The following is an 8,032-nucleotide window of genomic DNA, read 5'->3' as shown; positions in this document are numbered from 1 at the left end:
GGACACTCCTTTGCACTAGGTCTATGCCTAGGCCTTTGCTTCTACCAAGGTGTCCGGTTTAAATGGGGGCCACTACAAGGCCGCAGTTGCCCCTACCATGTCACCGGCCTGGATACTGATTTCCTTGCTGGATGAAATGAGCTTGACCTCGCCGCCTTCCACCCTGGCCTCAATGCCAACGAGCGACTCGTCCTGTCTGCCATTAATCATCGCGGCAAGTTCATCCATGCCCTCACTGCCATCGAACACAAACTCGGCGTCGTTGATCTTTAGCGAGTTGCCGTTTTCAGGATCAAAGCCCGTAATACTGGCCGCTTCCGGCTGTTTCGGGAGGTTATCCAGACCATAAATCAACTTCTCGACAGTGCGGAAGATCGATTGCTTGTCACTGGTGTTAACCCGGAATTCATCCCCGTCGGCAGCCCCCGATATTTCGAACTGCATTCCCTGGTAGCGAATACTGTCTCCACTGACATACTCACCAGTATCCAACACAGGACCGGCAGGATCATTCTTATCGCGGATATCGTACCGGAACCCAGACGCCTGCGACGCGTCCTGCTCGATAGTCACCAGGTAATCCGTGGGTGAAGCATCGGCAACCCGCTCAGGCTCCAGCACCACACCGCTACTGATACGCGCCCCGGATTGAACATTAGGGCCCACCTCAGTAAAGAACGTCGGCTCGCCGGCCGGCACGTTCACAAACAGGTCCTTGCCATGATCGCTGATGGCCACGTTCACACCATCATCGATTTCCAGCTTTCGCTGGCCTTCGTCACCCTGGTACACCCAGTCGCCGTTTATATTCTTTGCGAATGCGGGACTCTCCCCCTGAAAACCGCTGAAGATGTAGGAGCCAGCGCTGTCCTGGGTATTGGCCTGGGACGCGAGTTCCTGCAAGCGCTGCTTGAGCTCAGCGGAGATGGACTGGCGATCGTTGGCACTCAGGGAGCCGTTACCCGCCTGCACCGTCAGCTCACGTACCCGCTGGATAATATCGGTCATACTGGAAAGCGAGCTTTCTTCCAGTTGCAGCCGGTTCTCGGCCAGCCCCACATTGCGCTGGTATGTCTCGATACGCCCCACTTCCTGATCCAGTTTCAGGATACGTGCCGCCGCAACCGGATCATCCGAAGGCCGGTTAACCCGTTTACCGGTGGAAACCTGCTCCTGGGTCTGGTTCAGGTTGACGTTCAGGTCCTGCAGGCGGTTGATGCCACCGGAAAAAATCTGCTGAGAAGAAATTCTGATCATGTCACATCACCTCAAACCCGGCCTATCGGAAAGTGCCAAGCAGTGTGTCAAACAGTTCCTGGGCCACGCCCATAACCCGGGCGGAGGCGTTATAGGCAGCCTGGTACTGAATCAGCTTGCCGGCTTCTTCGTCCAGGTTGACGCCGGATACCGCTTCCCGCTGGTTCACCGACTGATCCAGCAGGGTTTTGCCGGAATCGCTGTCCAGCTGCGCCTGGCGGGTTTTTACCCCCACCTGTTCGACCAGGCCAGCGTAGCCTTCGGTAAAGCTCTGGCTACCGTTGTTCATGGTGTTTTTCGTGGCCAGGGCCGCCATCAGTTCAGCGTTGCGATTGTCGGCGGTACCGTTGCTGTTGTAGCGAATAGTAAAGCTGTCACCGTGCTTCGGGTTGCCACTTATCTCGAACTGGAAGCCGCGATAGTCGGGATCCGAAGGGTTTTCTGAAAACAATTTGTTGCTGATGCCCGGTCGATAGATATTCTGCGGGTCTGCGGTAACGCCATCCTGCACCAGCGCGCCGGTATCAGCGTTATACAGGTCGTAGTACATAACCCCGTCAGAGGTCCCGTCTCCATCAATATCGTCCCTGAACCTCACTTCCAGTGGTGGTGTCAGGTTGTTCCGAACGCTGAACTCTGACAGTGGCGCGTTGGTCAGGGGATTGCGCACATCGAACATCAACCCCTGGTTGATCTTCGCGTCGCCACTGTTACCACTGTCAGCCTCCGCCCGCACCGGGCTGGCAAACGCCAGGTCCTCTTCCCGCTCCACCTTGAGGTCAATATTGGATGCCTCAAAACGGGTCGGCTGGATCTGGAACCTGTCACCCTTGCTGAAGTCCCCGGACTCCACAAACACATTGAAGCCCGGCATAGTGATTTCAGCCGGTAACTCATCCGGCAGGCGCCCCTGGTTCACGACCTTGCCACTTTTCTGGTCGATCAGCTCATAGCTGCGGCCGTTTTCCTCAGTAAACAGCAGGGTCCAGGAGCCGGCAGGCAGTTCCGAGGTATCCGTAATGTCCACGCCCACCACCGAGTTCTGGGGCGGCTGATTGTTGCCACTGGCAATCGCCCGGGCCAGCTGCTTGTCGCGACTGTTGACCTCGCTGAAAAAAAGCCCGCCCAGATCGCCTTCCAGGTCCATACCAATCTGGTGCTGGTGGTTGACCGATCCCTGCAGGGCAATGGCCACCCGGCCCAGCTCATCAAACGCCGGGCCCAGGCCTTCGCTCTCAAAACGCCGCAGGCCGCCTAGTTTGCCGCCGGTCACCTGGTCGTCGATAACCTGTGTGCGATTGCCCACAGTCAGGGTGAACTCCAGTCGTGCAGGGTCATCCGCATTTCGGCGGGTACCCAGCTGGGATGCGTCAGCGCCCACTACCAGGGCCTGGCCATTGGCCAGCGAGACATTCAGCTGACCACCCCCGGCCTGGTTCACTCGTACCTGAAGTATTTCGGACAGCTTGCGGATGGCTTCATCCCGCTGATCCGCCAGGTCGTTGGGCAGGCGCCCCTGGGCCACACCCGGAGACTCGGAAATGGCCAGGTTCAGTTCCGCTACGGTATTCAGCAGGGTATTGGCATCCGCCACGTTCTCGGTCTGTTGGGTCTTGACCAGCTCCCGCTGCTGGACGAACTCCTCATGCAGGGCCTGGAACCGGTTGACCACACTCTGGGCCTCACTCAACACCAACTGGCGCTGAGGTAATGAGCCCGGGTCTTCTGCGGCGTTCTGCATGGCAGCGAAGAAATTGTTCAGGCTTTTGGACAGGCCTGTGTCTTCCCCGCCCAACAGGTCATCGAGACGGGACAGTTCCTTGCGAAGGGTTTCCTGCTCGCTGTAGAGAGCGGTATCCGAACGCACCTGGTCCACGAGGTACTGGTCCGCCAGCCGACGGATATTGGCAACATCCACCCCTGTACCGACAGAACCATTACTGGTGTAACGGGTCGGGCTGGACTCGAACTGCACTTCCTGCCGGCTGTAACCGGGGGTGTTGGCATTGGTGATGTTGTTGCCCGTGGTGTTAAGGGCAGACTGATGCCCCAGAACCCCGCTCAGACCGATACCAATCAGACCTGCCATGGTGGTTACTCCTCACCGACCATGGAAACGGTCGGGAACTGGTTCAGGGCCGCCTCGAAGGGCTCCCCTTCCATAATGCTGCGAATCTTGCGACCGTACGCCGGGTCAGTGGCGTAGCCCGCCTCCTGCAGCCGCTCGGCGAAGACTTCCGGCTGGTCAGCTACTTCCCAGACATCCCGGTAACGGGGGTTGTCCTGGAGGAAGCTGACGTAGTCCCGGAAGCTCTCCCGGTAATCCGGATAGCGACGGAAATCCCAGCGCTCCTTCATGGCCACGCCTTCCCTGAATTCGGTGGTGGCAATGTTCACTGACTCACCCTGCCAGCGGCTGTCCGCCTTGATGCCGAACAGGTTGTAGCTGTGCGCCCCGTCATTGCCGCGGATCATATGCTTGCCCCAGCCGGTTTCCAGCGCGGCCTGGGCCACCATCAGCCGCGGATCAATGCCGGACTCTGCTGCCACGTCCTGTGCCAGGGGCAGCAGGGTGCGGACAAAGTGTTCCGGGCTCTCGAAACGCTCCGGCATCGGCTGGGTGCTCGGGGTGGCCGGCGTTACGCTCGGCCCCTTGCCGACCTCGGCACGGCGCGTTTCCCGGGGCTGCTCGGCCAGCGCCCTGACTTCATCCACCCGTTCAGGCAGCTTCGGAGAAAGCGGTGGCAGGCTGCGGTCGTAGTCCGCCAGGGTGCGACGGGCTCCCGGCATGGTGTTGCCCTCGGTGTCCATGCCCGGAATCTGCCGGCTGAGCTGGCGAACCAGCGCATCCGCCAGCCCGAAACCCTGGTTCTTGCCCAGGGACAGGCTTAACTGGCTGTCGAACATGTCCTGGTAAAACCCGGACTCGTTGCTCTGCAGGTAATTGCCCTCCGACAGAACTTCGTTGGCTGATCGCATGCTCTTGAGCATCTGGTTCAGGAACATGCCCTCAAATTGCCGGGCGACCTCCTCCAGGGCAGCTTTGCGATCAGTACGAGCCTGGGTCTTCAGGGCGTTGAGGCCACTGAATTCGGTGTAATACTGAGCCTGCTGGATTCCGGACTGCTGCATCAGATCACCTATATGACAATCAGCTCGGCGCGAAGGGCGCCCGCCTGCTTGAGGGCTTCAAGCACCGCCATCACATCCCCTGGCGCCGCACCCACCTGGTTCACGGCCTGCACGATCTCGTTCAGGGTGGTCGCCGGGCCGAACTGGAACATCCGGGCCGGGTCTTCGGTGACCGCGATCTGGGTATTGGGAGTAACCACGGTTTCACCACCGGCAAACGGATTGGGCTGGTTTACTTCCGGGTTTTCCTGGATGGTGACCGTCAGGTTGCCGTGGGTCACAGCCGCGGGGCTCACTTCCACATTCTGGCCCACAACGATGGTGCCGGTACGGCTGTTAATGACTACCTTGGCGGCCTCCTCGGCCGGGTCGACTTCCAGGTTTTCCAGGATCGACAGGAAGCTCACCCGCTGGGAAGGATCCCTTGGTGCCTTGACCGAAATCGACGTTGCATCATGGGCATAGGCCATGCCTTCGCCCAGGAAGTCATTAACCGTATCCACCACCCGGCGTGCCGTGGTGAAGTCGGCCCGCAGCAGGTTAAGGGTGATGGTGTCACCCTCGGTGAAGGGACTGGTCACTTCCCGCTCGATGGTGGCGCCGTTTGGTATACGACCGACGCTGGGTACATTGACGGTAATCCGGGAGCCATCCTGGCCCTGGGCACCGAAACCACCCACTACCAGGCTACCCTGGGCCATGGCGTAGACCTGGTCGTCGGCACCCTTGAGCGGCGTCATCAGCAAGGTGCCGCCGCGCAGGCTGTCGGCGTTACCGAGGGACGACACTGTGATATCCAGGGTCTGCCCGTTCTTGGCAAACGGCGGCAATGTGGCGTGGACACTGACAGCTGCCACGTTATCGGTATCCGGGTTTACCCCTTCCGGAATGGTGATGCCAAACCGGTTCATCATGTTGCGGAAGGTCTGGCTGGTAAAAGGTGCGGAATCACCGGTACCGTCCAGGCCGACCACCAGGCCGTAGCCCACCAGCTGGTTGTCACGCACGCCCTTCACCCGGGTCAGGTCCTTCAGGCGGTCCGCCAGCACAGGACCCGCCACAAGGGCCAGTATCAGACTGATCGCAATGGTTCTGAAAGCGCTCACAGGGGCCACCACTCACTGTTGAAGAATCGAGTCAGCCAGCCGGGCTGGTTGGCCTGGTCAAAGTCACCGGTACCGCCGTAGGCGAGTCGCGCATCGGCGATTCGCTGGGATGACACGGTGTTGTTCGGTGAGATGTCCTCCGGGCGGACCAGTCCGCTGACGCGGATGTATTCGTCACCATTGGTAAGCGACAGCCACTTTTCACCGCGAATATGCAGCACGCCATTCGGCAGTACATCCGTCACCGTGACTGTAATGCTGCCTGCCAGGCTGTTGCTCTGGTCCGCCTCGGCCTGGCCTTCAAAATCACGCTCGCTGTTCACACTGCCCCCCAGACGCTCAAAGTTGCGCCCGAAAAAAGACGGGGTGCCAAGGCCGATTTCACTGTCCTTGGTGATACTGCTTTCCGAATTCTTGGTGGCGCTGGTGGATTCCTGCAGTGTGACGGTGAGGATATCCCCCACATTCCGTGCCGTGTTGTCGCCGTAAAGGCTATACCGGCGGCTGTTCTGATAGATGCTGCCGGTGTGGGGACCACGCTGGGACATTGCCTCTGATCGTACGGGGGCGTAGGCCGGATCATTGGGCTCCGGACGCTCGCGGGTCATGGACTGACAGCCCTGCAGCAGGGCCAGCGCCATGACCAGCGACGCCCCGAGGACGCGCCGGGCTGTGCTGCTGGCAGATGTGTTGGTAAGGACTGTCATGATTACTAACCCGTCAACTGTTAACCGATATTGTTTGTGATGAACTGCAGCATCTGGTCGGAAGCCGACACCACCTTGGAGTTCATTTCGTAGGCCCGCTGGGTGGTGATCATGTTGACCAGCTCTTCCACCACTTCCACGTTCGAGGCCTCGGTCATGCCCTGCTGGATGGAGCCCAGGCCGCCAATGCCGGCCTCACCTTCCTGGGGGTCACCGCTGGCGGCGGTTTCCCGGAACAGGTTGCCACCCATGGCCTGCAGCCCCTGGGGGTTAATGAAATCCACCAGCGGAATCTCGCCCAGATTCACCGGGTCTGCCTGGTTCTCGACCACCGCAGACACGGTGCCGTCCTTGCCGATAGTCACGCTGGTGGCGTTCTCGGGGATGTTGATATTGGGCTCCAGCAGGTAACCGTCCGGGTTAACCACGTCACCGTCGGAGTTCACCTGGAACTGGCCATCACGGGTGTAGGCAACTTCGCCATCCGGCATCTGGATCTGGAAGAAGCCGCGGCCATCCACCGCGAGGTCCAGCGGCTGCTCGGTTACCTGAAGGTTGCCCTGGGTAAACTGCTTGGTAGTGCCCACTACCCGCACCCCGGTACCCAGCTGAAGGCCCGACGGAAGTTCGGCGTTCTGGGTATTGAGCCCACCTGGCTGACGGTTTACCTGGTACAGCAGGTCCTGGAAGACGGCATTGTCTCGCTTGAAGCCGGTGGTGTTCACGTTCGCCAGGTTGTTGGAGATGGTGGTCATCTTCGTATCCTGGGCGCTCAGACCGGTTTTACTGACCCATAGTGCTGGATGCATGTCGGTACTCCTTTCAGGCCGGCCGCCAGGCGGCGAGGATTTGCCGCTTTGCGGGCGACGGGGCCATTGTTCGTGTCGTTATCAGAGGTTTTGCAACAGTCGTGCCGTAACCTCGGAATTCTCATCGGCGGTCTGCATCACCTTTACCTGCATTTCGAACTGCCGTGACAGCTCCAGGTTGGCGATCATTTCTTCCACCGCATTGACGTTGGAACTTTCCAGGAAACCCGAAGCGACGCGCATATTGGCGTCCGGCTGCTCCGGGCCATCGATGGCCTGGTCCGGTTTGCGGCGGATGAAGCCGTCCTCACCTTTCATCAGGGAATCTGCCGGCGGATTTACGAGTTTCAGGCGATCGATTTCCACGAGCTGGTCCGGAGGACTGCCTACGGGCTGGATCGAGACTGTGCCGTCGGCGCCGATCAGCATTCGCTCGTATGGAGGGAGAGCCACCGGACCACCGTTGCCAAGCACCATTTCACCGGAACCCAGTCGCATCATTCCGTTGACGTCCACCTGCAGGCTGCCGGAACGGGTGAAGACTTCTTCGCCCTGGTTGTTCTGGATGGCCAGCCAGCCTTCCCCTTCGACGGCCACGTCCAGGTCACGGCCGGTTTCCTGCAGGGCGCCAGGGGCGAAGTCAGTGCCCGGGCGTTCAGTCATGGCGTAGGCGCGGGTCGGATGGTGTTCGCCGAAAACAGGCATGCTGCGGGCCTGGGCGAAATCTTTCTTGAAGCCGGTGGTGTTGACGTTGGCAAGGTTGTTGGCATGGGCCTGCTGCGCCATCATGTTCTGCTTGGCGCCGGACATGCCTATGTAGATGGATCTATCCATGGGAAAACTCCTGCCGGAAATCTGACGTTCATTCGTCGTTTTCCTGGTTCCTGCAGGAGTCGTGCCAAAAACTTAGTTGGCGTTTTTGGCGGGGAAAGGGAATTGTTGTACGGGACCAAAGTTCGGTGCCGAGCCGGAGCGCGGTGGTCCTTTTTCTCCACCGCAATTCACGGTCCATCCCTGGACC

The 8,032-nt window shown here is 59.8% G+C and carries 7 protein-coding genes; all 7 read right to left on the bottom strand.

All coding sequences use genetic code 11. The annotated features are described in order from the left end of the window. Nucleotides 1-72 precede the first annotated feature (72 nt). The 7 genes from flgL to MLC59_RS10820 all read right to left on the bottom strand — a co-directional run bounded on the left by flgL (nt 73) and on the right by MLC59_RS10820 (nt 7,845). A complete protein-coding gene (gene flgL / locus MLC59_RS10850; protein WP_248234201.1) occupies nt 73-1,257 on the bottom strand; it encodes a flagellar hook-associated protein FlgL in 1,185 nt (394 codons plus the stop codon). Nucleotides 1,258-1,279: 22 nt separating this feature from the next. Next, nucleotides 1,280-3,346 (bottom strand): flagellar hook-associated protein FlgK, encoded by a 2,067-nt coding sequence (flgK, locus tag MLC59_RS10845; protein ID WP_248234198.1) that lies wholly within the window; start codon nt 3,344-3,346, stop codon nt 1,280-1,282. 5 nt (nt 3,347-3,351) lie between these two features. Next, nucleotides 3,352-4,389 (bottom strand): flagellar assembly peptidoglycan hydrolase FlgJ, encoded by a 1,038-nt coding sequence (gene flgJ / locus MLC59_RS10840; RefSeq protein ID WP_248234196.1) that lies wholly within the window; start codon nt 4,387-4,389, stop codon nt 3,352-3,354. 8 nt (nt 4,390-4,397) lie between these two features. Continuing rightward, nucleotides 4,398-5,504 (bottom strand): flagellar basal body P-ring protein FlgI, encoded by a 1,107-nt coding sequence (locus tag MLC59_RS10835; RefSeq protein WP_427901720.1) that lies wholly within the window; start codon nt 5,502-5,504, stop codon nt 4,398-4,400. Next, complete coding sequence (flgH, locus tag MLC59_RS10830) at nt 5,492-6,202, bottom strand: flagellar basal body L-ring protein FlgH (RefSeq protein ID WP_248234193.1); 711 nt, start codon at nt 6,200-6,202, stop codon at nt 5,492-5,494. The genes MLC59_RS10835 and flgH overlap by 13 nt, the downstream gene beginning before the upstream one ends. Nucleotides 6,203-6,222: 20 nt before the next feature. Next, entirely contained in the window at nt 6,223-7,011 is a 789-nt protein-coding gene (gene flgG / locus MLC59_RS10825; RefSeq protein WP_248234192.1) for a flagellar basal-body rod protein FlgG, read from the bottom strand. 81 nt (nt 7,012-7,092) lie between these two features. Continuing rightward, nucleotides 7,093-7,845 carry a flagellar basal body rod protein FlgF gene (locus MLC59_RS10820; protein WP_248234191.1) on the bottom strand — a complete coding sequence of 251 codons (753 nt, stop codon included), beginning with the start codon at nt 7,843-7,845 and terminating at the stop codon, nt 7,093-7,095. Nucleotides 7,846-8,032: the final 187 nt, after the last annotated feature.

It is taken from the genome of Marinobacter bryozoorum (assembly GCF_023156245.1).
GTDB lineage: Bacteria > Pseudomonadota > Gammaproteobacteria > Pseudomonadales > Oleiphilaceae > Marinobacter > Marinobacter bryozoorum.
Note: the sequence above shows the minus strand (reverse complement) of the source record. Positions and strands in the feature narration are given on the sequence as shown.